This is a genomic window from Brevibacillus fluminis, assembly GCF_052072235.1.
GTDB classification, from domain to species: Bacteria; Bacillota; Bacilli; order Brevibacillales; family Brevibacillaceae; genus Brevibacillus_D; species Brevibacillus_D fluminis_A.
Genome location: NZ_CM125436.1, coordinates 629,066 through 652,700 on the forward strand (window position 1 = coordinate 629,066; position 23,635 = coordinate 652,700).

The window sequence follows — 23,635 nt, forward strand, 5'->3', positions numbered from 1 at the left end:
GCTTTTATTCGGTTTGTATTACGTGAAAGGTGGCAAACGAATGTCGATGTCGTTTCAAGATAAATTCCTCTCTGGTCTCAATCCGCAGCAGCGGGAAGCTGTCGCAACAACTGAAGGGCCCGTGCTGATCATGGCCGGCGCAGGGAGCGGCAAGACGCGCGTGCTCACCCAGCGCATCGCTTATTTGATCGGGGTGCACAGACGGGCGCCCTGGAGCATCCTTGCCATTACATTTACCAACAAAGCGGCGCGCGAGATGAAAAACCGGGTGGCCAGTCTGGTCGGCAGCGGCGCCGAGGACATCTGGATCTCGACCTTCCACTCGCTGTGCGTCCGGATTTTGCGCCGCGATATCGATCGGATGGGGATCAACCGCAGCTTTACGATTTTGGATGCAGGAGACCAGCTGACCGTAATCAAGCAATGCTTGAAGGAGCTGAATCTCGATCCGAAGCTGTATGAGCCGCGCAACGTGCTGGGCGCGATCTGCACGGCAAAAAACGAGCTGATCGACGCTGCCGCGTATGCGCAAACGGCCGGAGACCCATTCCAGCGCACAGTGGCACGCGTATTTGAGCTGTACCAGAAAAAGCTGAAAAACAACCAGTCGCTCGACTTTGACGATTTGATCATGACGACCGTCCGGCTGTTCAAAGAGGAGCCGGAAGTGCTCGAGTTTTACCAGAAGAAGTTCCAGTACGTCCACGTCGACGAGTATCAGGATACGAACCGTGCGCAATACCAGCTGATCAAGCTGTTGGCCGGCGGCTATCAAAACATTTGCTGCGTGGGCGATGCGGACCAGAGTATTTATAAATGGCGCGGTGCCGATATTTCGATCATCCTGAACTTTGAAAAGGATTATCCGAATGCGAAATTGATCAAACTGGAACAAAACTACCGTTCGACCAAGACGATTTTGCAGGCGGCCAACAAGGTGATCGAAAAGAACGTGGCGCGCAAAGACAAAAACCTTTGGACGGAGAACGAGGAAGGGGAGAAAATCCGCTTTTACGAAGGCGCTTCCGAGCACGAGGAAGCCTATTTCATCGTCGATACAATCCGCCAGAACTTGTCCAAATACAAAAGCTTCGACCGATTCGCCGTCCTGTACCGGACGAATGCCCAGTCCCGCGTGGTGGAGGAAGTGTTCATCAAGTCGAACATCCCGTATACCATCGTAGGCGGCACGAAGTTCTATGATCGCAAAGAGATCAAGGACGTCCTCGCGTATTTGCGCCTTATTTCCAATCCGGATGACGACATCAGCCTGGAGCGGATCATCAACGTGCCGAAGCGCAACATCGGGGATACAACCGTGGACAAAATCCGCGAGTTCGCTTCCCGTCAAGGCGTATCCATGTTCCGCGCGATTCAGGACGCAGGCTACATGGGGCTGCCGGCGCGCACGACCAATGCGATCCTGTCCTTCAGCGATCTGATCAACGGCTTTACGCAGATGACCGACTACCTGTCTGTAACCGAGCTGGTTGAAGAGGTGCTGGAAAAGTCGGGCTACCGTCAATCGCTGCGCGAGGACAAATCGCTGGAAGCGGCGGCGCGCCTGGAAAATATCGAGGAGTTTTTATCCGTTACCCAGGAATTCGAGAAAAAGAGCGAAGACAGAAGCTTGCTCGCCTTTTTGACCGACTTGGCGCTGGTTGCCGACATCGATACGCTTGGCGACGACGCGCAGCAGGACGATGCCCCGGCCGAAGGCCAGGTAGTTTTGATGACGCTGCACAGCGCGAAGGGGCTGGAGTTTCCGGTCGTCTTTCTGGTCGGGATGGAAGAGGGCGTATTCCCGCACAGCCGCGCGTTGTTCGATGACAGCGAGCTGGAGGAAGAGCGCAGGCTCGCCTATGTGGGAATCACCCGCGCGGAAGAGCGTCTTTATTTGACGTGCGCGCGGATGCGCACGCTGTTTGGACGGACCAGCTACAACGCGACATCGCGCTTCATCGACGAGATTCCGCCGGAGGCGCTGGAGGGACGCGAGCAGCAGGAGCGTTCGGGCGGCTTCGGCCGTACCGGCTTTGGCGCGACGGCACGTCCGCAAAGCGGGGAAAGTCGCTTCGGCGTCAAGCCGCTGCAGCCGCGTACGACAGCCGCATTCGGGCAGAAACCGGCATCCGGCAGCATCATTTCGCCGGCAAAACTTACGCACCACGGCAAAGCAGCAGGAATTGACTGGAAAGTGGGCGAAAAAGTGAAGCACGGTAAATGGGGCATCGGAACGGTAGTCAGCGTCAAAGGAAAAGGCGACGATGTCGAGCTGGACATTGCCTTCCCGAGCCCGGTCGGAATCAAAAAGCTGTTGGCCAATTTTGCGCCGATTGAAAAAGCATAACCTCATTTTTGGTGGAGGGATTTATCGATGGAACGAACAGCCGCCCAGGCGCGTATAGAGCAATTACGGGAAGAGATTGAACGACACAATCGGCTTTATCATACGGAAGACAGACCGGAGATTTCGGATGCCGAATACGACCAGCTCATGCGCGAGCTGCAAGCGTTGGAAACGGAGCATCCCGATCTGCTCACCGCGGATTCGCCTACGCAGCGCGTCGGCGCGGAACCGCTGCCTTTCTTTGAAAAAGTGGAGCATAAAACGCCGATGCTCAGCCTCGGGAACGCATTCAATGACACGGACCTGCGCGATTTTGACCGGCGGGTGCGGCAAATCGTCGGGAACGATGCCGTCCGTTATGTGTGCGAGCTGAAAATCGACGGCTTGGCGGTCTCGCTCCACTATGAAAACGGCATGTTCGCAAGAGGCGCGACGCGCGGCGACGGAACGATCGGCGAGGATATTACGCAAAACCTGAAGACGATCAAAACCATCCCGCTCCGTTTGTCACAGCCGTTGACGCTGGAGGCGCGCGGCGAGGCATTCATGTCGAAGCGCTCCTTTGAAAAGCTGAACAAAGAGCGTGAGGAGCAAGGCGAGCCGCTGTTTGCCAACCCGCGCAACTCGGCGGCAGGCAGCTTGCGCCAGCTTGACTCCAAAATCACGGCATCGCGGGCGCTCGACATTTTCATCTACGGGTTAAGCGATTTGCAAGGCGATGTGCAGCCGCCGCAAGCGCACAGCGAAGGTCTTTCGCTGCTGGAGTCGCTCGGCTTCAAGGTGAACAAGGAGCTGCGCGTTTTTGACGATATCGAGGATGTCATCACGTTTATCAACGGGTGGGCAGAAAAACGGCCGACATTGCCGTATGAGATCGACGGAATGGTGATCAAGGTCGACAGCTACGCACAGCAGCAGGAGCTGGGCTTTACCGCCAAAAGCCCGCGCTGGGCGATCGCGTACAAATTCCCGGCCGAGGAAGCGGTGACGATCCTCGAAGACATCGAGGTGACGGTGGGCCGGACAGGAGCTGTCACGCCGACGGCTCTGCTGAAGCCGGTCAGCCTTGCCGGGACGACGGTCAAGCGCGCATCGCTGCACAACGAGGACATCATTCGCGAAAAAGGCTTGCTTTTGGGCGACCATGTCGTCGTCAAAAAAGCGGGTGACATCATTCCGGAAATCGTCGCGGTGCTGCCGGAACGCAGAACAGGCAGCGAAGTTCCGTTTACCATGCCGACGCACTGTCCGGAATGCGGAAGCGAGCTGGTGCGCCTCGATGAGGAAGTGGCGCTGCGCTGCATCAATCCGGAATGTCCGGCATTGATTCGCGAAGGGATGATTCACTTTGTGTCGCGGCTGGCGATGAACATCGACGGCCTCGGCGAAAAGCTGGTCGGACAGCTGTTCCACGACGGGCTTTTGAAGAGCGTGGCTGACCTGTACTATCTGCATGAACGCCGCGAAGAGCTGCTTTCCCGCGAGCGGATGGGCGAGAAATCGGTCGATAACCTGCTTGCCGCGATCGAGGCGAGCAAGCGCAACTCGTTGGAGCGTTTGCTGTTCGGTCTCGGCATTCGGCACGTCGGGGCGAAAGCGGCGCGTCAGCTCGCCGAGCATTTCGGCCAGATTGACGCGCTGATGACAGCGACGGAAGATGAGCTGGTGGCAATCGACGAGATCGGGCCCAAAATGGCGGCAAGCATTCTGACGTATTTTGCGATGCCGCAGGTGCATCACCTGATCGAACGGCTGAAGGCTGCCGGGGTCAATACGGAGTATACAGGCGTGCGCGCATCGGAAGCCGCCGTTGACTCTGTGTTCCAAGGAAAAACGGTCGTCATCACCGGCACATTGGTCGCGATGTCGCGTCCGGAAGCGGAAGAGAAAATTACGCTTTTGGGCGGGAAAGCGACAGGCAGCGTGAGCAAAAAGACGGACATGGTGATCGCCGGGGAAAAAGCCGGCTCGAAGTTGGAAAAAGCGAGAGATCTGGGCATACCTATCATAGATGAACAAACATTTTTGGCAATGCTTCCAAAAGATGAATGATTTGTAGCGGCCAACTAATTAGGATGTGAAAACCATGAAGTGTGCGATGAAAGCCTGGGGCATCGGAATGCTTTTGGCGACATGGTTCGTTACCGGCTGTCAAGATGACGGTCAAGCGACGGTGCAACCACGAAAAAATCAGCAGCTACCGGTAGTGGCAGCACATATTCAAGGGGACATGACCTATCAGGATGTCCTCCAAAAAGGCGAACTGGTTCATGCTGTCGGGATGCCGGGACAAGCCGGCCAGATTTGGGTGGGGACGCATCGCGGTCTGTATGTCTCGGCACAGAACAAAACATGGGCACTGCTTTCGTCTGATTTGGGTGGAGAGGATATTGCCGGATGGGTCGTCAACGCCAATAATCCGAACGAGGTTTTTGTCGCTGGCGAAAGTGTCTCGTTCCGTTCGACCGATGGCGGGAAAAGCTGGGAGCAGGTTGGCGACGGCCTCCCCGCTTCTCCGGATATCCGCAGCGTAGTCGAAGCGATGGAAGAGAAGCAGCGCGTGATGTATGCACTCGTTGCGACAGAAGGCGTCTTCCGTTCGGTGGATGGCGGCTTGCACTGGAAAAAATACATGGCGCTTGAGCAGCCCGTCAATTCGATGGAATACAACGCGGCGGATGGACATCTGTACGTCGTGACGCAGGATGGCGTGCTGGTGAACGACGGGACCAACTGGGTGAAGGAAGATTTGCCCGGTGCTTCACAGGTGTACTCGGTAGCAGCTGACAATACGAAAGGTGACCTGTATGCGTCAACTTCCGAGGGCATCTTCCAGAAACGGAACGGCGCATGGAAACTGATGGCTGCCAATGCCCCGGAAAGACTGGTTGTGATCGCTGCGGGCTCTGATAAAAACTCCTTGATTGGGGTAGGCGAATCGGCACTTCTCTATGTCTTGCAGCAAGAGGGATGGAAAAAATGGGAGTAAATCAAAAAGTAGCGGTCATTGACATGGGGTCCAACACGATCCGCATGGTAATCTTTCAAATGAACGAGCTGACGTACCATTTGATTGACGACACGAAAGAGACTGTGAGACTGAGCGAAAATATGGGGCCAGAGCAGACGATTAAACCTGCGGCGATGGAGCGGGCATTATCTGCTCTGGCCCGTTTCATGAAAATTTGCCGTTCGCGCAGCGTGGACACGATCATTCCGGTGGCCACGGCTGCTGTCCGGCAGGCGAAAAACCAGGCTGAGTACCTTGAACGTGTGAAACAGGAGACACAGCTTGCGTTTCGCGTGCTGAGCGGCCATGAAGAAGGCTATTACGGGTTTCTCGGCGTCATCAACGGGCTGACGCAACCCGCGGGCTTCACGCTGGATATCGGCGGAGGCAGCAGCGAGGTCACTTATTTTGCGGAGCGGCAATTGGCGAACACCGTCAGCATGCCATTCGGGGCATTGACGCTCACCGAACAGTTCCGCGACCCGGCTCCTGCAGGAGAAGGGAAACTTTTGCTTGCAGATATACGTCAGTATTTATATGGGGCGATTTCGTCCAATGAATGGATCGGCGACAAGACAGGCGTTCCGTTGATCGGCTTGGGCGGAACCGTGCGCAACATTGCCCGCATCCACCGCGAATTGATTCAGTACCCGCTTGAAAGCGCCCATCAATATGTGATGACAAAAGCGCAGGTGGATGAGACGATGGCGTTCATCGCTCAGCTTTCCGTAAAAGAGCTGCAGGCGCTGCCAGGGTTGTCCAAAGACAGGGCGGACATCATCGTGGCTGGCGGTTTGATCATTCAGACGCTGATGGAAGTGAGCGGTGCTCCCGAATTGATCATCAGCGGCAACGGTTTGCGCGAAGGGCTGTTTTTCGAGCATTACTACCAGGTTCATGGATCGGAAGCATTCGGCGATCCACTGGAGCTGGACGTGCAAAACACGATGCGCTATTACGGCGTACAGATCGAGCATGCGAAACACGTGGCGCATCTCAGCGTCCGGCTGTTCGATGAGCTGGCGGCGATCCACGGCCTCGGTGAGCGGGAGCGGCTCCTGCTGCGAATCGCGGCACACCTGCACAATGTCGGCGTAGCGGTCAGCTTTTACGAATGGCAAAAGCATACGTTCTATGTGCTGCTACATACCAAAATCGTCGGACTGACGCATCGGGAACGGTTGATGGTGGCATTGGTCGCCGCCCACCGGAGCAAAAAGAAAGTGCGGGAAATGACTGTGCCCTACCAGCAGCTGCTCCGTCCCGAGGATGAAGACGTAATTGCCAAGCTGAGCGTCATTTTGATGATGGCGCGGGCGATGGACCGCTCGCTGTCCAGCCATATTCAGGATGTGAGCTGCGAACAGAAGGAAGGCAAGGTCAAGATCGTCGTGTACAGCGTCGATCCGGATATTCGTCTTGAATTGAAGGAAGCCGGCGAGCTGCAGCAAAAATTCGTGAAGGCATTCGGCTGCGAATACAGCCTGAAGACCAAATTGACGACGGATCGAAGGCAGTAGGCTTCAACACGCGTTTTGCTGCACAACGCCAAGTATGGAAAAAAGGAGTTTTGCATCATGCATGCTGCATGGAAGCAGGCCGCGGCATTAGGCGCCGTATTACTTTTGACGCTGACGGGTACGGCTTGCTCTTTTTTGCCAGGAAAAACAAATGAGACGCCACAACCGGCGCAGCCCTCCATTTCGCCGATCGTGGCGGCGTCAGAAGATTATTATGCGAGCGTCGCGCCTTTTTCGCCCAATCAGACGCGCGGCATGCTGGCGAACTATGGGTATCGGATCGATTTCAGCCATCTGGAGCTGGGGTTGACCGAGATCGCCCGCGAAACGTTTGCGCCTGACAAATACTTGTTTCAGGAAGGGCAGCAGCTGAAGCGCGAGCAGGTCAATGCGTGGATTTCGCGCAAAAAACAAAATCCGGAAGCGCTGAACCCTGAAAAAGGGCCGCGCACGTTGGTGCATATTTTGGAGCACGACTATTTGGAAAAGGACACGCGCAAGCTCGCAGGCATTGTGCTCGGCATCTCGCTGTCGCCGCTTTACCAGGACACATCCGGTGCCGAGAAGTCCTACAGCAGCGAGGAGCTGCGGACAAAAGGGCAGCAGCTGGCCGCGCAAATTTTGCCCAAGGTGAGAGCGGATAACCCCAACATTCCGATGGTGGTGGCCTTGTTCCAAGTGCCGGAGAAAAACTCATCGCTGGTTCCTGGCCATTTCATCATGTCGGGCACAGTCGGGGCGACGGATAGCTCCGTGTCCAAATGGGTGCCGATCAATGAGGAGTATTTCCTGTTTCCGAGCGATGCCGCGGAAAAAGCGCAGCCGCAAGTGTCGCTGCAATACGACAAGCTGCGCAAAAGCATTCAGTCGTATATCGGCGAATACATCGGCCTGACCGGACTTGGGCGGTTCAGCGGCGGTGAATTGAACGAGCTGACGATCACGGCGACCGCCGAGTACGATTCCCGTACGGTCGTGCTCCAATTCACCCAATATGCCGGCGGCCTGATCGATCAATTGTTTGATAAAAATGTACATGTGAACTTGTATGTGCAGTCGATGAACCAGCCGTTGGCCATCTATGTTCGCCCGGCAGAGGGCAAACCCTATATGCACATTTACCGCAAGTAAAGCAAAATCATTTTGCACACATGTGCTTACATTTTGCACACGCTTATACACAAGTGTCACTTGTACATACAGTCTTCCTTGGTTTTGAATCGGGCACAATAGCATACACTATGGCTGCGAAATAGTTGGTATGATCCTTGCATTAGTATTTTGGCAAGCGTGCATTACGAAAGAATTGAGGAGGCGAACAACAAGTGCAACTTGAGTTCAAAAACGAACCGTTTACCAATTTTCGACTGCCTGAGAATAAAGAAGCGTTCCAAAAAGCGTTAGACAAAGTGGAAAGCGAAATGGGTCGCGAGTACGACCTGATCATCGGTGGCGAGCGCATCAAAACCGACAAAAAATCCAAATCCATCAACCCATCCAACACTGCGCAAGTTGTAGGTGTTGTTTCCCAAGCAGACCAGGCGCTTGCTGAAAAAGCAATCCAGGTCGCATATGAGACGTTTGACAGCTGGAGAAAAGTAGAGCCGCAAGCTCGTTCCCGCTACCTGTTCAAAGCTGCTGCAATCCTGCGCCGCCGCAAGCATGAGTTCTCCGCCTGGCTCGTAAAAGAAGCAGGTAAAAGCTGGCCGGAAGCTGACGCTGACACAGCAGAAGCGATCGACTTCATGGAATACTATGCGCATCAAATGGACAAATTGGCGCAACGCCACCCATTGACTCGCATTCCGGGCGAAGACAACGAATTGTACTACATCCCGTTGGGCGTAGGCATCGTGATCCCGCCTTGGAACTTCCCGCTGGCGATCATGGCTGGTATGACGACTGCAGCATTGGTTTGCGGTAACACTGTCGTTCTGAAACCAGCTTCCACCACGCCAATCATCGCTGCGAAATTCATGGAAATCCTGGAAGACGCAGGCGTACCTGCTGGTGTCGTGAACTTTGTTCCAGGCAGCGGCGGAGAAATCGGGGATTACCTGGTTGAGCATCCGTTGACTCGCTTCATCAGCTTTACCGGTTCCCGCGACGTAGGTCTGCGCATCAACGAACTGGCTGCGAAACCTCGCAAAGGCCAAAAATGGATCAAGCGCCTCGTAGCTGAAATGGGCGGTAAAGACTCCATCATCGTTGACAACGACTGCGATCTGGAAGCGGCTGCCCAAGCGATCGTGGCTTCCGCATTCGGTTTCTCCGGTCAAAAATGCTCCGCTTGCTCCCGTGCAATCGTGCATCAAGACGTTTACGACCAAGTGCTCAACCGCGTAACCGAGCTGACCAAAGCGCTGACTGTAGGCGATGTGGTGAATCCGGAATTCTACACAGGTCCTGTTGTTGACGACAAAGCATACAACAAAATCCTGGAATATATCGAGATCGGCAAACAAGAAGGCAAGCTGATGGCTGGCGGCGAGAAAGGTCCGGAAGGCGGATACTTCATCAAGCCAACCGTTATCGCTGACCTTGATCCTGAAGCTCGCCTGATGCAAGAAGAAATCTTTGGACCGGTTGTTGGTTTCACCAAAGCAAAAGATTTCGACCATGCATTGGAAATCGGCAACAACACCGAGTACGGTTTGACTGGCTCCGTATTCAGCCGCAACCGCGCTCATCTGGAAAAAGCACGCTCCGAGTTCCACGTTGGTAACCTCTACTTCAACCGCAAGTGCACAGGCGCACTGGTTGGCGTGCATCCGTTCGGCGGCTTCAACATGTCCGGTACGGATTCTAAAGCAGGCGGACCAGACTACCTCTTGCTGTTCACGCAAGCGAAATCTGTTTCCGAATTGCTGTAAGCCGCATTTTTTCAAGCCGAAGCCATCTTTTCCGCGCAAGCGGGGGATGGCTTCTTTTCTTTTCACCCACACTAAGGAAAAGAGCAGGTGCAAAAGGCAGGTGGAAGGCTACGGTTCTCATTACGTACCTCGTCGTGTGTTTGTCTGCATTTTTCCTTGTGTATCTTCTGATTCCGCTTTCTGTACGCATGGCGTGGCGGTTGCAACTGATCGACATGCCGGTCGGGCGCAAGGCGCATGTGAAGCCGATGCCGCTCTCCGGGGGAATTGCGATGTTCGGCGGGGTGGTGATCGTCGCGTTGCTGTATGCCGAGTGGGACCCGCTCGTCGCGGCTGTCCTCGGCGGAGGCTCACTCTTGGTCGGCGTGGGAGCGGTGGATGATTGGTTCAAAGCCCAGCGCCGCGAATTTCCGGTGTCGCCGCGGCTGATCGTGCAAGGCTGTGCCGCGATTCTCGCGTTCGTGCTGGACATTCGCTTTCGTGGAATCAGCCTTGGCTGGTTCGGCGGGGATGAAGGGCAAATGGTCTTGTTTCCACTGTGGCTTTCATTCGTGGCGACGACCCTGTGGATTTTGGGATTGACCAACATGATGAATTTCCTCGACGGAGCGGATGGATTGGCTGGCGGGGTGACGACGATCTCGGCGACCACGCTGTTTTTCATCGCCTGGCTGACCGGACAAAGCCAGACGGCGCTGATGGCAGCGATTTTGGCAGGCGCGACGCTGGCGTTTTTGCGCTTTAATTTTCATCCGGCACAGCTGTTCATGGGCGATGCGGGCTCGGCCTTTCTCGGCTATACGCTCGCCTTGCTTGGCCTGGAAGGCGCGATGAAAGGAGCGACGCTGGTCTCGCTCACCGTGACGGTGCTGGCGCTCGGGCTGCCCGTCGTCGATACGCTGCAGGTCATGGTCAGCAGGCTGCGAGCGGGCCTGCCCGTCTACAAGGCAGATCGCCGCCACGTTCACCACCGCTTGCTGTCAAAAGGGCTGACGACGCGTCAAACGGTCGTTGTGCTGTATGTGGTCAGCTTCCTGTTTTCCCTGACATCGGTATGCCTGTTTTTGTTTTTATAAAGTGGCTTTCCCCAGCTGTTTTTTGCATGTCTGAATTGCTCCGCTTCGTGGATAGTGATAGAGTAAGGGATATGTATACACTGGAAATAAACCCGGAGTTCTACGATAAGGAGTTACAAGATGCGTAAAGGTTTGCTTGGAAAGATCATTCATCGCCTGCCTCAAAACGCGATGTCGAGGACGATGGGCAAAATCACTGCTTCCCGCTTCAGCCGTCTGGCGATCCGCCGGTATGTCCATCACTACAAGATCGATCTCGATGTAGTGGAAAAGCCTGTCGGCGAGTATCGGACGTTGAAGGAGTTTTTTGCGCGCCGGCTCAAGCCAGCGGCTCGTCCGGTCGCGACGGCCCCGGGAGCGATTGTCAGTCCGGTGGACGGCAAAGTGTCGCAGCTTGGCGACATCAAGCACGGGACTTTGATACAAGCCAAGGGGAAAGAGTATAGCGTTGCCGAGCTTTTGGGCGATCATGAGGAGCTGGCGCGCCGTTTTTATGGCGGCAAGTTCATCACGATCTATTTGAGTCCGCGCGACTATCACCGCATCCATATGCCGGTTGACGGCACGCTTGAGCAATATACGTATTTGCCAGGAAGGCTGTATCCGGTCAATGACATCGGGGTGCAGCAAGTGGACAGCCTGTTTGCCCGCAATGAACGTCTGATCACGTTCGTGAAAAGCGAGGAAGCTGGCTGTGTGGCCGTCGTCAAGGTAGGCGCTTTGTTTGTGGGAAGCGTTAAAGTAACATATAATCGGGCGACGACCAATGTGAAGCATGGGCGCGTTCACAATGAACAAATCGCCGGACACCCGCACCTTGCCAAAGGGCAGGAGCTGGGCTGGTTCGAGTTCGGCTCCACGGTCATCTTGCTGTTTGAAAAAGGGCGCATGGACTGGGTTCCCGGCCTGCGCGAAGGCAGCGTCCTGCAGATGGGGCAGCAGCTGGGCCAAATTGACGAGTAAGAAGAGATTCAGGTATCATCAAGGATATGTGGCAAGTTTCGGAGGTGGAGAGAAATGAGCGCGATTACGCGTGAGCAAGTGGAGCATGTAGCCAATCTGGCGCGCCTGCAGCTGACAGAGGAAGAGGCGGAGCGTTACACGAAAGATTTGAACGCCATTTTGGATTTTGCGGCAAAATTGAACGAACTGGACACATCAAACGTAGAGGCGACCAGCCATGCGACCGATGTGAAAAATGTGATGCGTGAAGATGTGAACCGTCCTTCCGTTTCACCGGAGACGGCGCTTAAAAATGCGCCAGAGCAAGATGAAGGCCAGTTTAAAGTGCCGGCTGTGTTTGAATAAGGAAGGAGGATATGAGCGTGTCTTTGTTTGATAAGCGATTGTCAGAAATACATAGCGATCTGCGCAGCAAAACCATTTCCGTAAGCGATCTGGTGGAAGCGTCGTTGAAGCAGATCAGCGAAACGGATGGCGAGATCAAAGCGACGATTTCCGTCGATGAGGAATATGCGCGCAAGCAGGCGAAAGCGCTGGACGAGCGCCTGGCAAAGCCGGGCGAGGAGCTGGGGCTTTTGTTTGGTTTGCCAGCGGGCGTGAAGGACAATATCGTCACGGAAGGTTTGCGCACCACATGTGCGAGCAAATTTTTGGCCAACTACGATCCGATTTATGATGGGACGGTCAGCAAAAAGCTGAAAGCGGCTGATGCGGTGATCGTGTCCAAGCTGAACATGGACGAATTCGCCATGGGCGGCTCCAACGAAAACTCCGGCTTCTATCCGGCGAAAAACCCGTGGAACACCGAGTATGTTCCGGGCGGCTCCAGCGGCGGTTCTGCGGCAGCGATGGCTGCGCGCCAGTTCTTCTTTACGCTGGGCTCCGATACAGGCGGATCGATCCGCCAACCAGCAGCATTTTGCGGCGTCGTCGGCTTGAAGCCAACGTACGGTCGCGTCTCCCGCTTCGGTCTGGTCGCATTCGCGTCCTCCTTAGACCAAATCGGGCCGATCACCAAAAACGTCGAGGATTCCGCGTATGTGCTGCAAGCGATCGCGGGTCACGATCCATTCGACTCGACTTCCGCCAATGTGGACGTGCCTGACTACCTGTCCGCTTTGACCGGCGATGTAAAAGGACTGCGCATCGGCGTACCGAAAGAGCTGATCGGCGAAGGCATCGATCCAGAGGTGCGCGAAGCGGTGCTGGCCGCATTGAAGCAGTTGGAGGGCATGGGCGCTACCTGGGCGGAAGTTTCGATGCCGCACACCGAGTACGCGGTGCCAGCGTATTATCTCCTGTCTTCTTCCGAGGCGTCGTCCAACCTCGCGCGCTTTGACGGCGTGCGCTACGGCGTGAGAGCGGACAATGCGGAAAACTTGATCGAGCTGTACAAAGAATCCCGCAGCCAAGGCTTCGGACCGGAAGTAAAACGCCGCATCATGCTCGGCACGTACGCGCTGTCGTCCGGCTACTATGATGCATATTACAAAAAAGCGCAGCAAGTGCGCACGCTGATCATCAACGACTTCAAAGAAGTGTTCAGCCAATTTGACGTTATTTTGCACCCGACCACGCCGACGACCGCGTTCAAAATCGGGGACAAAGTCGATGATCCGGTCAAAATGTATCTGGAAGACATTTGTACCGTTCCCGTCAACCTCGCAGGCCTGCCGGCGATCAGCGTGCCGTGCGGACTGGCTTCAAATGGAATGCCGATCGGTCTGCAAATCGTCGGCAAAACGTTTGATGAAGCAACCATTTTGCGCGTTGCGCATGCTTATGAACAGGCGACGAGCCATCATCTGCGCAAGCCGGAACTGGTGAGGGGGTAAGCGAGATGAGCAAGTACGAAACCGTCATCGGCTTGGAGGTCCACGCCGAGCTTTCGACCAACAGTAAAATTTTCTGCGGCTGCAAAACCGAATTCGGAGCGCCGCCGAACACCCATACATGCCCGATCTGCTTGGGCCATCCAGGCGTATTGCCGGTGACCAACAAGCAGGCGGTAGAATTCGCGATGAAGGCAGCGCTTGCGCTGAATTGCGAAATTTCCCGCGAAACCAAGTTTGACCGCAAAAACTATTTTTACCCGGATTCGCCGAAAGCGTATCAAATCTCCCAATTCGATCAGCCGATCGGCATGAACGGCTGGATCGACATCGAGGTGAACGGCGAGACCAAACGCATCGGGATCACCCGTCTGCATTTGGAGGAAGATGCGGGCAAGCTGACGCACACCGATTTCGGCGGCGGCTCGCTGGTTGACTTCAACCGTGTCGGCGTACCGCTGGTGGAGATCGTCTCCGAGCCGGATTTGCGCTCGCCGGAAGAAGCGAAAGCGTATTTGGAAAAGCTCAAAGCGATCATCCAGTACACGGAGGTTTCCGATGTGCGCATGGAACAAGGCTCGCTGCGCTGCGATGCCAACGTCTCCATCCGTCCGGTTGGGCAGAAAGAATTCGGCACCAAAACCGAATTGAAAAACATGAACAGCTTCCGCAACGTGCAAGTGGGGCTGGAATACGAAGTGGCGCGCCAAATCGAGGTCGTTTCCGCAGGCGGCAAAATCACGCAGGAAACCAGACGCTGGGATGAAGCGGGCAAGAAGACGATTTCCATGCGTTCCAAAGAGGAAGCGCACGACTATCGCTACTTCCCGGACCCGGATTTGGTGAAGATGCAGATTTCCGAGGAATGGATCGAAGCGGTTCGCGCGACGATTCCGGAATTGCCGGATGCGCGCCGCGAGCGCTACATGAAGGAATTCGGCCTGTCCGGCGACGATGCGTACGTCATCACGCTGACCAAGGATTCCGCTGATTTCTACGATGCGGCGACCAAAACCGGCGCCGATCCAAAAAGCGTGGCCAACTGGCTGATGGGCGATCTGTTCGGCTACCTGAACGCCAACAACCTGGAGCTGAAAGACGTCAAAATCACGCCGCATGGCTTGGGCGAAATGATCAACCTGATTGAAAAAGGCACGATCTCCACGAAGATCGCCAAAACCGTGTTCAAGGAAATGGTCGAGACCGGCAAAGAGCCAGCCAAGATTGTCGAAGAGCAAGGCTTGGTGCAAATCAGCGATGAAGGCGAGCTGAAGCGCATCGTAAGCGACGTGATCGCCGCCAACCCGCAGTCGGTTGAAGACTACAAGGCAGGCAAGAAGCAGTCGATCGGCTTTTTGGTCGGCCAAGTGATGAAACAGACAAAAGGGAAAGCCAACCCGCCGATGGTGAACAAGTTGTTGACCGAAGTGCTTGAATCCTTATAAATCGTTTTGAAGGGGAGCTTAACGATGAACATTCTGTCCGTAACAGGCGAGCAGGTTCCTGCCGGCAAAGGCGGCTCGCCGTCCGACACGTTCGACCGTTCCATCGTCACCTATCAGGCGGGGGATGCGACGAAAAGCCTGACGGTCACCTATTGCCGTTATTTCGGCAAAGCGCTGGCCGAGCAAGGAATTTATGACCAGGAGCAGGAAGGTGTTCCGGTCAATCGAATTGCCGCGATATTGTTTTTGGAGCAGAACCCCGACACCAAAGAAGGACGCCAGTATTACAACGAAACGGCCGCATTTCTCAAGCTGTTCGAAGGATTTTCGCTGGCGCAGTTCAAGCAGAAGTATGGCGCGGTGCTTTCATAGAGCTGTGAATCAAAACAAAAATTCCGCTTGTGCGGAAGTAGGAAAAAAGCTGTCAGGACGATCCTGGCAGCTTTTTTACGTGCTGTTGGCACTTCTGTTAGGACTTGCCAAGTAGCCTTGCCCTCCGCAACCAAAATACTTTTCTCCGTCTTATCGATGACCAAGCCTTCAAAGTCGGAAGGACGCTTTTCCCCACCCGAGCAACCGACCGCAAAGCAGAGGAGAGCGGAGCATACCAGCAGCATCAGAAATCGGACCGTTTTGCTTTGCAACGGGATCACTCCTTTATCGTTTCGACGAGAAAGGAGTGGGGATGTTTCTCTGATAGGAATTCATTTCCTTTCGTTTTATTTTATTTTCATACAAGATTTTTCCCTTCATTTCATCTGCAGCGAAGGGATTTTCGGAAAAAAGTTACGCGGCGCCTTTACGATGCCAGCCAGGCGGAGTGGAAAAAGGGAAACGTCTTTCGCGTCCAATATCATCCTTGAGATACTTCCGCCGCGCAGCGTGTGGCTTTGGGGCGCGGTTTCCCTTTTTCCGCGGAGCCGGTCACTCCCGACCCCCAGCAGGCATCGTAACAGCGCCGCGTAACTTTTTTCCGAAAATCCCCGAACCTCCACCAAGGTCATGACCATGAGAGAAAAAATCACAACCTCCACAAATTCGCCAAATAATGGACGCCCCATTGAGGTATAATACTATTTATAATGATTATTAAGTAGGAATGAGAGAAAGCGGGGGTTCTCCTTGAAGAAACACGGAGTGCTGATTATTGGTCACGGTTCCAGCAACGCGTCTTGGGTACAGCTCGTTGACGATGCGGTAAGCCGTTTGGAGGTATCTGTTCCGGTAGAGACCTGTTTTCTGGAGATGGTCGAGGGTCGGCTGATCGAGGACGGCATTCGCGCTTTGGAGAACCAAGGCGTGGAGCGGATCATTGCCGTGCCGCTCTTTGTCGCTTCCGGAAGTACACATATTGATGAGATCGGCTGTTTGCTGGGCGTTTACGATAAAACACAGCTTGACGAAGAGTTTGAAAAGATCGAGACATCTGCAGAAATCCTTTACTGTTCGCCGATGGACGACCATCCGCTGATCGAGGAAATTTTGCTCGAACGCATCCGCCAGCTGAGCATCGATCCATCCGAGGAAGTCTTGCTCCTGGTCGGGCACGGAGCGGACGAGGGGGAGTACCATGCCAAGTGGGAAGGCGTGCTGCAGCGGCTGGCCGTATCCATGCGGACGCGCGCGGGCTTCAAAGGCGCGACGTATGGCACGCTTCATCCGGATAATTTGTCCAAGCGTGCACGGGCGATCACACGCAAAAACCGCACCGTCGTGCTACCGCTCTTTTTGAGCGAAGGATACTTTACAAAAAAAGTGATTCCGTCCCGCCTGGAAGGACTGGAGTACCTCTACAACGGACAAACGTATTTGCCGCATCCGTACGTGACGCAATGGATGCAGGATGTCATCGACCGCCAGCTGGTGCAGGAGAAGAAGCTCCTGAAGGAACGGGTAAGCGTTTAGTGCAAATTCAAGAGAACCGCTGTGCATGTGTGTTACGTATGTGCGGCGGTTCTTTTTTCTGTGCCGATTGCGAGCGGGCGTCTGAAAAAAATGGAAGCATACGGTTGTCCCCAACATACACATAAGCAAATACCGATCGTTGCCCAAGCGGTTTTCGTTGAAGGGCAAAAGGAGTGTGGGAAGAAGCCATGATCGAGGTGGTGGAGGCGTCGAAGCGGTTTGGACCGCTGGAGGCGGTCAGCCAGCTTTCGTTTACCGTCAATCCGGGCGAGGTGGTGGGGCTGCTCGGTGAAAATGGGGCGGGGAAAACGACGACGATGCGTCTGATCAGCGGGATTTTGCAGCCGAGCGACGGGGAGATCCGCATCGGCGGTATTCTGACCTCAACAGAGCCGCTTGCCGCGCGCAAGCAGGTAGGTTTGCTGTTTGGCGGGGATGTCGGGCTGTACGGACGCTTGACGGCGTGGGAAAACATCGCCTATTTTGGCAGGCTGTACGGAATGACGGAGCAGCAGCTGCGGGAGCGGATCGCGCAGGCGAGCAAAAAGCTGGGGATGGAAAGCTATGTGCGGAAGCGGGTAGCGGGCTTTTCGCGCGGAATGCGGCAAAAGGTCGCGATCGCCCGCGCTTTGGTCCATGACCCGCCCGTTGTCTTACTCGACGAGCCGACGACAGGGCTGGATGTGAGCGGAGCGCTTGTTTTCCGTGAGCTGATCGCACAGCTGCGGCAAGAGGGGAAGGCGATCCTGTTCTCCAGCCACAACATGAGCGAGGTGAAAAAGCTTTGCGACCGCGTCGTCCTCATGCATAAAGGGCGCATCCGGTTCCAGGGCACCATCGAGGAGTGGCGCGCGCCGTACGACAGCGACGATCCTGTCGATTGGTTTTTGCCGGTGGTTCAAGGAGGCGGCTGTGATGAATAAGCGGATGGTGGGGGTGGTTTTTCAAAAGGAGTGGACCGATCTGATTCGGGACAAACGCACTTGGATCAGCGCGCTGTTGATCCCTATCGTAATCGTTCCCTTGCTTTTTTTATTGATTGGCTATTCGATGAGCAAGGTGGAGGAGGAGGCGCGGGCGTACATTCCGTTTGCCGTGTCGGCTGGCACAGCGCCCGAGCTGATCAGGCATTTGGCGAGTATTCCGGGGGCAGTCCAGCTCCATACTGACGATCCGGTTCAGGCCATCAAGGATGGGACGATCCGCGTGGCGGTTGAAGCCGATGCGAATGCCGCGCGTCAGATCGAGCGGGAGCGCACGTTCAACGTGAAGCTGCTGTATGATCCGACCAATCAAAAATCCGAATACGCCGAGGAGCAAATCGCCAAGGCGGTCGAACACTATGCCGGGCAAATCATGGATCAGCGTCTGCACAAAACAGGGCTGACTCGCGAATGGCTGACGCCGATACAGATCGAAAGCCAAAGCGTTGCCAGCAAAGAGCAGGAGGCAGGGACCATGCTGGCCTCCGTGATTCCGCTCGTGCTTTTGATGGCACTCGCATCCGGTGGGATGGCAGCGGCTGTCGACCTGATCGCAGGGGAAAAGGAACGCGGCACGATGGAAACGCTTCTGGCCGCTCCGGTACGAGCCGCCGACCTGCTTGCCGCCAAGCTCTTGATCGTCATGCTGATGGGCACCGCCAGCGCGCTCGCTTCGCTGGCCAGCATCAGCTTCGCGCTGGCAAGTGGCCAGTCAGCTGATGGAGGCATCGGCACATTGGCCGCGTTAGTGAGTCCGGCTGCGATTAGCCTGCTGCTCATGGTGGTGCTGTTATCGGCTGCCATGTTTGCCGGGCTGCAGCTGATGATCAGCACGCTGGCACGGACCAACAAGGAAGCGCAGACGCTTATGGCGCCGCTCGTGTTCGCAGCACTGGTTCCCTCCTATATTCTAATGCCGCTCAATCCGATTGATATTCCGGCCTATGTGTATGCGCTGCCGCTGTTCAACAGTGTAGCTGTGGTAAAGGAAGTTTGCACGGGGCAGATCGAGCCGTTGCACGCCGGCTTGGCGATCGGCTCGTCTGTGGTTTACGTCTGCGCCGCGATTTCTTTTGCCGCCCATTTTTTTCGCAAGGAGCGAACGGCCATCGCCTGAACGCAAAAAGTCCGCCTGTACGAAAAGCAGGCGGGCTTTCGATATGGAAGGCGCAGGCGTGATCACAAAGATGCTTAAGGTGGAAGGTCGCAGCGTTAGGTGACGGATTGCCAGGCATGCGCACGGACAAGCCAGGCGGCGCCGATGAGGCCGGCGTCATTGCCAAGCGTGGCAGGGAGAATGTCGCAGGAAGCAAACGCTTGGGGAAAGGGAACGAACCGTTGGCAAACTTCACGAATTTTGTCAAACAAAAATGGGCCGGATGCAGATACGCCGCCGCCCACAACGATCTTGGCGGGGTTCAGCAGGACGATGAGATGAGAGAAGGCAAGGCCGAGGTAATAGGCGGCTTGGTCGATGACGCTGGTGGCACCGGGGTCTCCGGCTTTGGCCGCATCGATGACATCTTTGGCAGTCAGCTTGTTGCGCTCGCGGAGGACAGAGGCAAGCACGTGGCTTTGCCCGTTTTCAGCGGTTTCACGGCCAGCACGGATGATGCCGGTGGCAGAGGCATAGTTTTCCAGGCAACCGCGTTTGCCGCAGTTGCACAGCGGGCCGTGTGTCGGCTCTACGGTGATATGACCGATTTCGCCCGCCACGCCATTGATGCCATGCGTAATGGCACCGTTGACAATAATGCCGCCGCCGACGCCGGTGCCGAGCGTAATCATGACCAGATTCGTCGCCCCAGCTCCGGCACCTTGCCACATTTCGCCGAGAGCTGCCGCATTCGCGTCGTTTTCCACGAAGACGCGGACACCGGTGAGCGTCTCCATTTTGGCCCGCAGTTCGGTGCGCTGCCAATGAAGATTAACCGCCCGGTGAACGACGCCGCTGTCTGCGTCGATGGGGCCTGGCACCCCGATGCCGATGCCTGCCAGCTGGTGCTTGGCAACGCCGGAACGCTGCAGGAGAAGTTCAACCATTTCGGCTGTCCGCTCGATGACGCTGTCTGCGCCCAGCTCGACCAAAGTCGGCTGCTCCAGCTTGCCCACCATGCTGCCGGACGGCGTCAGCAGCCCCATTTTGATGCTTGTTCCGCCAATATCGATTCCTGCCATGAATCGGTTGTCCATGAACGGCCTCACCCCATTTATTCATTTTTCGGAAAATTTTGTATGTGCCTATCTTATCATGTCTCGGGAGGCATAGCGATTCCCAAATTTGGTTATACAGGATATGATGGAGAAGAACGGTTTTTGACGATTTTCGAATGGAAAAGCACAGATGCTTGCAATGGCTGCATTTCGCACAGGGCAAAGACCAACATCCTCGCCGAAAGCCACGCCTTGGAAATCACGCAGGAATAACGCGGCTGGGCAAAAGTGCGCTACGGCTCCGCCAAAAGAGCGGGGGAGCCACGTTTTCTAACTGTGGAACCATGGAAGAAGGGACAAAGTGTGAAAAGAGCACGTTTAATTTACAATCCGACATCGGGGCGCGAACTTATTCGCAAGCGACTGCCCGATATCCTCGATATCATGGAGCAGGCAGGGTACGAAACGTCATGCTTCGCGACCAAAGGCGAAGGAGACGCCACCCGCGAAGCGGAGCGTGCGGCAGCGCGCGGCTTCGATTGCATCGTTGCAGCGGGCGGAGACGGCACCCTGTATGAGGTCGTCAACGGCCTCGCGGGCAAAAAGGCCCGGCCCAAGCTCGGCATCATCCCGTGCGGCACCAGCAACGATTTTGCCCGCGCCATCGGGCTGAACAAATCGCTCGATCGCTGCTGCCAAATCATCGCTAAGGGCAAAACGAAAAAGATCGACCTCGGGCGCATCAACGGCCGCTATTTCATCAACATCGCAGGCGGCGGCGCCCTGACCGATTTGACCTATGAAGTGCCAAGCAAGCTGAAAACCATGTTGGGCCAGCTCGCTTATTATTTGAAAGGCATTGAAAAGCTGGCATTCCTGCACCCGACCCACATGCGCATCGAGACGCGCGAGGGCGTGAAGGTCGATGAGGAAATTACCCTGTTTCTCATCGCCAACAGCCGCGCTGTCGGCGGCTTCGACCGCCTCGCACCAAAAGCAGATCTGTCCGACGGCAAACTGGATTGCCTCGTGCTCAAAAAGACCAATCTCGCCGACCTGATCCGCCTCGCCACATTGGCGATCCGCGGAGATCATGTCAAAGACTCGCATTTGCTGTATTTCCAGACGGACTATTTGCGCATCACATCGCAGGATGAGCGGAACGTGCTGCTCAACCTGGACGGCGAGCTAGGCGGCGAGCTGCCATGCGAATGCCAGGCGCTGCCAGGGCATATCGAGATTTTTGTACCATAGGAAAGCGCGAGGCGGGACTTTCTGTGATATAGTTAGTTAGATAACATGGAAGAAAAGCATGCACCCCTTGAAAAAGGGGGCATTTTCATAAAAAGGAGAAACGTGCGTCGTGGCAAAACCAACGAAAATGAAGCGACATCAATCAAACAAGCAGCGGAGCAGCCAGCAGGCAGCCGTGGAGCGCAGCTATCCCGTGCAGCTCGGCCAAATCGTCGAGCTGGAGATCACCGGGCTTAACCATGAGGGACAAGGGGTCGGCAGATACAACGGCTATACGCTATTTGTTCCGAAGGCGTTGCCACAGGAAAAAGTGTTGGCGGAAGTGGAGCATGCCAAAAAAAGCTTCGGCTTCGCTCGGCTGCTTTCTGTAACGGAGCCAAGTCCCGTGCGGCTCACCCCGCCCTGTCCCGTGTTCGATCAATGCGGCGGCTGTTCGCTGCAGCATCTGGATTATGCGGCACAACTCGCCCACAAGCAGCAGATCGTGCGGGACAACCTGGCGCGGATCGGCGGCTTCGCCGGAGAAGGCGAGGATGCCGTCATCGTGCACCCGACGCTCGGCATGGACGAGCCGTGGCGGTATCGGAACAAAGCACAGGTGCCCATCGGCATGCAGGGCGGCAAAATCGTCAGCGGCTTTTATGCCGAGAAATCCCATGACATCATCGACATCGACTCCTGCCTGATCCAGCAGGACGTCAACGACAGCGTCGTACGCGTTGTCAAAAAGTTGGCTGGCGAACTCGGCATCACCGCCTACAATGAAGGGACGCACACCGGGCTGCTGCGCCACGTCGTCGCCAAAGTCGGTGTCAAGACGGGCGAGGTCATGGTCGTGCTGATCACCACGGAAGAGACGATTCCGCAGAAGGAGCGGTTAATCGAATCGATTCGCGAGGAGCTGCCAGCGGTAACCAGCATCGTGCAAAATGTGAATGAACGGCAAACGAACGTGATTTTCGGGGACAAGACATTCACGCTGTGGGGCAACGATGTGATTTATGATTACATCGGGTCGGTGAAGTTCGCCATTTCCGCGCGCTCGTTTTATCAGGTGAATCCGGCGCAGACCGAGGTGCTGTACAACAAGACGCTTGAGTATGCGGGGCTGTCGGGAGGAGAGACTGTCATCGACGCGTATTGCGGTATCGGGACGATCTCGCTGTTCCTGGCGCAAAAAGCCAAGCATGTTTACGGCGTGGAGATCGTGCCGGAAGCGATTGCGGATGCGAACCGCAACGCGGAGCTGAACGGGATGGAGAATGTGACGTTTGCGGTCGGGGCCGCGGAGGTCGTGATTCCTGGGTGGCGGAAAGAGGGGATTAAGGCCGATGTGATTGTGGTCGATCCGCCGCGTAAAGGGTGCGACGAGGCGTTGCTGGAGACGATTTTGGCGATGGAGCCGGAGCGGGTGGTTTATGTGTCGTGCAATCCGTCGACGTTGGCGCGGGATTTGAAGGTGTTGGGTGGGAAGTATCGGGTGGTTGAGGTGCAGCCGGTGGATATGTTTCCGTGGACGGGGCATGTGGAGGCGGTGGCGTTGTTGGTAAGGAAGGACAAATAGTCGAGAGATATTTGTGTGCGTGAGGTAGAGCAAACATGCAAAAAAAGTGTGTTTGCTCTTTTCTTTATCGAGATTTAATCTTAAAAAAGATGGCCGAAATCCATTAGAAAGGAGCGTTTTGAAATAGATGAATGAACAAAACAATTCTCAAAGTGAAGTAAAGGATTACGGTAAAAGAGTAGATCAATTAGTAGCTGAGTTTGAGACACAAATACATGAACATTTAAATGAAGAGTACCTAAAGTCAACCAAATGGTCTGATAAATTGGCTGATAAAATAGCTGCGTTTGGCGGCAGTTGGAAATTTATTATCATATTTTTTACGGTTTTGCTCATATGGGTCGTTTTTAACACGCTTTCCTTTACGAAAATCATTCATTTTGATGAACCGCCATTTATTCTCTTAAATTTGGTGTTATCATTTCTTGCTGGATTCCAAGCGCCGATTATTATGATGAGTCAAAACCGGCAAGCTTCAAGAGACAAGAAAGAAACAATCATTGATTTTGCGATAAATTATAAAGCCGAACAGGAAATTGATGACATGCAAGAGCATTTGCATAGAATTGAAGCGAATTTTGCTGAGTTTCGCTGCGAAGTTCGAAATGAGTTGGCTGCCATTAAAGAATTGCTTCAAGAAAACAAAAAACCATTTCGCGGGGGAGAGTAATAATAGAAAGCCTAAATAGTCGTACTAACGCATGAA

The 23,635-nt window shown here is 55.0% G+C and carries 19 protein-coding genes; 18 read left to right on the forward strand and 1 reads right to left on the reverse strand.

The window, feature by feature from the left end; translation table 11 throughout:
- Positions 1 to 46 precede the first annotated feature (46 nt).
- From pcrA to ACTID9_RS03545, 15 genes are all read left to right on the forward strand, one after another.
- Positions 47 to 2,350, forward strand: coding sequence for a DNA helicase PcrA (gene pcrA / locus ACTID9_RS03475; protein ID WP_441072389.1), 2,304 nt, complete (start codon positions 47 to 49; stop codon positions 2,348 to 2,350).
- 27 nt (positions 2,351 to 2,377) lie between these two features.
- Positions 2,378 to 4,402 (forward strand): NAD-dependent DNA ligase LigA, encoded by a 2,025-nt coding sequence (ligA, locus tag ACTID9_RS03480; protein ID WP_441069842.1) that lies wholly within the window; start codon positions 2,378 to 2,380, stop codon positions 4,400 to 4,402.
- Between the two features lie 34 nt (positions 4,403 to 4,436).
- Entirely contained in the window at positions 4,437 to 5,339 is a 903-nt protein-coding gene (locus tag ACTID9_RS03485; RefSeq protein WP_441069843.1) for a WD40/YVTN/BNR-like repeat-containing protein, read from the forward strand.
- Positions 5,330 to 6,880 (forward strand): Ppx/GppA phosphatase family protein, encoded by a 1,551-nt coding sequence (locus tag ACTID9_RS03490; protein ID WP_441069844.1) that lies wholly within the window; start codon positions 5,330 to 5,332, stop codon positions 6,878 to 6,880. Before ACTID9_RS03485 ends, ACTID9_RS03490 begins: the two co-directional genes overlap by 10 nt.
- 57 nt (positions 6,881 to 6,937) lie before the next feature.
- Positions 6,938 to 8,011 carry a CamS family sex pheromone protein gene (locus ACTID9_RS03495; protein ID WP_441069845.1) on the forward strand — a complete coding sequence of 358 codons (1,074 nt, stop codon included), beginning with the start codon at positions 6,938 to 6,940 and terminating at the stop codon, positions 8,009 to 8,011.
- 194 nt (positions 8,012 to 8,205) lie between these two features.
- Complete coding sequence (gene pruA / locus ACTID9_RS03500) at positions 8,206 to 9,753, forward strand: L-glutamate gamma-semialdehyde dehydrogenase (protein ID WP_441069846.1); 1,548 nt, start codon at positions 8,206 to 8,208, stop codon at positions 9,751 to 9,753.
- A gap of 200 nt (positions 9,754 to 9,953) precedes the next feature.
- On the forward strand, positions 9,954 to 10,829 hold the full coding sequence (locus ACTID9_RS03505) for an MraY family glycosyltransferase (RefSeq protein WP_441069847.1): 876 nt from the start codon (positions 9,954 to 9,956) through the stop codon (positions 10,827 to 10,829).
- Between the two features lie 120 nt (positions 10,830 to 10,949).
- A complete protein-coding gene (gene asd / locus ACTID9_RS03510) occupies positions 10,950 to 11,792 on the forward strand; it encodes an archaetidylserine decarboxylase (RefSeq protein WP_441069848.1) in 843 nt (280 codons plus the stop codon).
- A gap of 54 nt (positions 11,793 to 11,846) precedes the next feature.
- Positions 11,847 to 12,137, forward strand: coding sequence for an Asp-tRNA(Asn)/Glu-tRNA(Gln) amidotransferase subunit GatC (gatC, locus tag ACTID9_RS03515; RefSeq protein ID WP_122921052.1), 291 nt, complete (start codon positions 11,847 to 11,849; stop codon positions 12,135 to 12,137).
- A gap of 17 nt (positions 12,138 to 12,154) precedes the next feature.
- Positions 12,155 to 13,627, forward strand: coding sequence for an Asp-tRNA(Asn)/Glu-tRNA(Gln) amidotransferase subunit GatA (gatA, locus tag ACTID9_RS03520; RefSeq protein ID WP_441069849.1), 1,473 nt, complete (start codon positions 12,155 to 12,157; stop codon positions 13,625 to 13,627).
- A gap of 5 nt (positions 13,628 to 13,632) precedes the next feature.
- Positions 13,633 to 15,069, forward strand: a complete 1,437-nt coding sequence (gene gatB / locus ACTID9_RS03525; RefSeq protein WP_441069850.1) for an Asp-tRNA(Asn)/Glu-tRNA(Gln) amidotransferase subunit GatB — start codon at positions 13,633 to 13,635, stop codon at positions 15,067 to 15,069.
- Between the two features lie 24 nt (positions 15,070 to 15,093).
- Positions 15,094 to 15,441 carry a hypothetical protein gene (locus tag ACTID9_RS03530; RefSeq protein ID WP_441069851.1) on the forward strand — a complete coding sequence of 116 codons (348 nt, stop codon included), beginning with the start codon at positions 15,094 to 15,096 and terminating at the stop codon, positions 15,439 to 15,441.
- Positions 15,442 to 16,191: 750 nt separating this feature from the next.
- Positions 16,192 to 16,974 carry a sirohydrochlorin chelatase gene (locus ACTID9_RS03535; protein WP_441069852.1) on the forward strand — a complete coding sequence of 261 codons (783 nt, stop codon included), beginning with the start codon at positions 16,192 to 16,194 and terminating at the stop codon, positions 16,972 to 16,974.
- A gap of 188 nt (positions 16,975 to 17,162) precedes the next feature.
- Positions 17,163 to 17,897 (forward strand): ABC transporter ATP-binding protein, encoded by a 735-nt coding sequence (locus tag ACTID9_RS03540; protein WP_441069853.1) that lies wholly within the window; start codon positions 17,163 to 17,165, stop codon positions 17,895 to 17,897.
- Positions 17,890 to 19,074: an ABC transporter permease gene (locus ACTID9_RS03545; RefSeq protein ID WP_441069854.1), complete on the forward strand. Its 1,185-nt coding sequence runs from the start codon at positions 17,890 to 17,892 to the stop codon at positions 19,072 to 19,074. The genes ACTID9_RS03540 and ACTID9_RS03545 overlap by 8 nt, the downstream gene beginning before the upstream one ends.
- 95 nt (positions 19,075 to 19,169) lie before the next feature.
- Here ACTID9_RS03545 and ACTID9_RS03550 read toward each other — a convergent pair whose 3' ends face one another.
- Positions 19,170 to 20,150, reverse strand: coding sequence for an ROK family glucokinase (locus ACTID9_RS03550; RefSeq protein WP_441069855.1), 981 nt, complete (start codon positions 20,148 to 20,150; stop codon positions 19,170 to 19,172).
- A gap of 324 nt (positions 20,151 to 20,474) precedes the next feature.
- Here ACTID9_RS03550 and ACTID9_RS03555 point away from each other — a divergent pair, with 324 nt between their 5' ends.
- From ACTID9_RS03555 to ACTID9_RS03565, 3 genes are all read left to right on the forward strand, one after another.
- Positions 20,475 to 21,365 (forward strand): diacylglycerol kinase, encoded by an 891-nt coding sequence (locus ACTID9_RS03555; protein ID WP_441069856.1) that lies wholly within the window; start codon positions 20,475 to 20,477, stop codon positions 21,363 to 21,365.
- 127 nt (positions 21,366 to 21,492) lie between these two features.
- Complete coding sequence (gene rlmD, locus ACTID9_RS03560) at positions 21,493 to 22,929, forward strand: 23S rRNA (uracil(1939)-C(5))-methyltransferase RlmD (protein WP_441072390.1); 1,437 nt, start codon at positions 21,493 to 21,495, stop codon at positions 22,927 to 22,929.
- Between the two features lie 127 nt (positions 22,930 to 23,056).
- Positions 23,057 to 23,599, forward strand: a complete 543-nt coding sequence (locus ACTID9_RS03565) for a DUF1003 domain-containing protein (RefSeq protein WP_441069858.1) — start codon at positions 23,057 to 23,059, stop codon at positions 23,597 to 23,599.
- Positions 23,600 to 23,635 lie beyond the last annotated feature (36 nt).

Bases quoted from the DNA above. Each gene is read 5' to 3' on its own strand.
- pcrA (WP_441072389.1), top strand. From the start codon at position 47: ATGTCGTTTCAAGATAAATTCCTCTCTGGTCTCAATCCGCAGCAGCGG.
- ligA (WP_441069842.1), top strand. From the start codon at position 2,378: ATGGAACGAACAGCCGCCCAGGCGCGTATAGAGCAATTACGGGAAGAG.
- ACTID9_RS03485 (WP_441069843.1), top strand. From the start codon at position 4,437: ATGAAGTGTGCGATGAAAGCCTGGGGCATCGGAATGCTTTTGGCGACA.
- ACTID9_RS03490 (WP_441069844.1), top strand. From the start codon at position 5,330: ATGGGAGTAAATCAAAAAGTAGCGGTCATTGACATGGGGTCCAACACG.
- ACTID9_RS03495 (WP_441069845.1), top strand. From the start codon at position 6,938: ATGCATGCTGCATGGAAGCAGGCCGCGGCATTAGGCGCCGTATTACTT.
- asd (WP_441069848.1), top strand. From the start codon at position 10,950: ATGCGTAAAGGTTTGCTTGGAAAGATCATTCATCGCCTGCCTCAAAAC.
- gatC (WP_122921052.1), top strand. From the start codon at position 11,847: ATGAGCGCGATTACGCGTGAGCAAGTGGAGCATGTAGCCAATCTGGCG.
- gatB (WP_441069850.1), top strand. From the start codon at position 13,633: ATGAGCAAGTACGAAACCGTCATCGGCTTGGAGGTCCACGCCGAGCTT.
- ACTID9_RS03530 (WP_441069851.1), top strand. From the start codon at position 15,094: ATGAACATTCTGTCCGTAACAGGCGAGCAGGTTCCTGCCGGCAAAGGC.
- ACTID9_RS03540 (WP_441069853.1), top strand. From the start codon at position 17,163: ATGATCGAGGTGGTGGAGGCGTCGAAGCGGTTTGGACCGCTGGAGGCG.
- ACTID9_RS03545 (WP_441069854.1), top strand. From the start codon at position 17,890: ATGAATAAGCGGATGGTGGGGGTGGTTTTTCAAAAGGAGTGGACCGAT.
- ACTID9_RS03550 (WP_441069855.1), bottom strand. From the start codon at position 20,150: ATGGACAACCGATTCATGGCAGGAATCGATATTGGCGGAACAAGCATC.
- rlmD (WP_441072390.1), top strand. From the start codon at position 21,493: ATGAAGCGACATCAATCAAACAAGCAGCGGAGCAGCCAGCAGGCAGCC.
- ACTID9_RS03565 (WP_441069858.1), top strand. From the start codon at position 23,057: ATGAATGAACAAAACAATTCTCAAAGTGAAGTAAAGGATTACGGTAAA.